Here is a 1,330-nt window from a genome sequence, read left to right as displayed (position 1 = left end):
GGGGGAAAAACCGGAGCCGCAGCGAAAGCGAGTCTGGAATGGGCGTATGAAGTACGTAGTTATGTACCCGAAACCAGGTGACCTACCCATGTCCAGGGTGAAGGTGCGGTAAAACGCACTGGAGGCCCGAACCCGTGTCTGTTAAAAAAGGCTGGGATGAGGTGTGGGTAGCGGTGAAATTCCAAACGAACTTGGAGATAGCTGGTTCTCTCCGAAATCTCTTTAGGGGGAGCCTCGGAATCGAGAATCTTGGAGGTAGAGCACTGTTTGGACGAGGGGCCCGTCATGGGTTACCGACTTCAGATAAACTCCGAATGCCAATGATTTATGTCCGGGAGTCAGACGATGAGTGATAAGATCCACCGTCGAAAGGGGAACAGCCCAGATCACCAGTTAAGGTCCCTAAATATATGCTAAGTGGAAAAGGATGTGGAGTTGCATAGACAACTAGGATGTTGGCTCAGAAGCAGCCATCATTTAAAGAGTGCGTAATAGCTCACTAGTCGAGTGATTCTGCGCCGAAAATGTACCGGGGCTAAGCATATTACCGAAACTGTGGATGTGTCCTTTTGGACACGTGATAGGAGAGCGTTCTAAGGGCGACGAAGTTAGACCGTGAGGACTAGTGGAGCGCTTAGAAGTGAGAATGCCGGTATGAGTAGCGAAAGACAGGTGAGAATCCTGTCCACCGAATGACTAAGGTTTCCTGGGGAAGGCTCGTCCTCCCAGGGTAAGTCGGGACCTAAGGCGAGGCCGAGAGGCGTAGTCGATGGATAACAGGTTGAGATTCCTGTACCAGTTAAATGCGTTTGAATGATGGAGGGACGCAGGAGGCTAAGCAAACCAGACGATTGGAAGTGTCTGGCCAAGCAGTAAGTCAGGTTTAGAGTCAAATGCTTTAAGCCGGGTTGACAAGCTGTGATGGGGAGCGAAATTAAAGTAGCGAAGTTGCCGATGTCACACTGCCGAGAAAAGCTTCTAGTGAGTATTTAACTGCCCGTACCGCAAACCGACACAGGTAGTCGAGGAGAGAATCCTAAGGTGAGCGAGTGAACTCTCGTTAAGGAACTCGGCAAAATGACCCCGTAACTTCGGGAGAAGGGGTGCTGGTCGCAAGACCAGCCGCAGTGAAAAGGCCCAGGCGACTGTTTATCAAAAACACAGGTTTCTGCAAAATCGTAAGATGAAGTATAGGGGCTGACGCCTGCCCGGTGCTGGAAGGTTAAAAGGAAGAGTTAGCTTCGGCGAAGCCCTGAATTGAAGCCCCAGTAAACGGCGGCCGTAACTATAACGGTCCTAAGGTAGCGAAATTCCTTGTCGGGTAAGTTCC

At 50.8% G+C, this 1,330-nt stretch carries 1 rRNA gene; it reads left to right on the top strand.

What is annotated here, in order from left to right:
• Positions 1-1,330, top strand: a 23S ribosomal RNA gene (locus tag GWI56_RS21545); the annotation flags it as partial.

Origin of the sequence: Shewanella sp. DW31, assembly GCF_015767295.1 — a bacterium.
Taxonomy (GTDB): Bacteria; Pseudomonadota; Gammaproteobacteria; order Enterobacterales; family Shewanellaceae; genus Shewanella; species Shewanella oncorhynchi.
The sequence above is the reverse complement of the archived record's forward strand: the minus strand, read 5'-3'. Positions and strand labels throughout refer to the sequence as shown.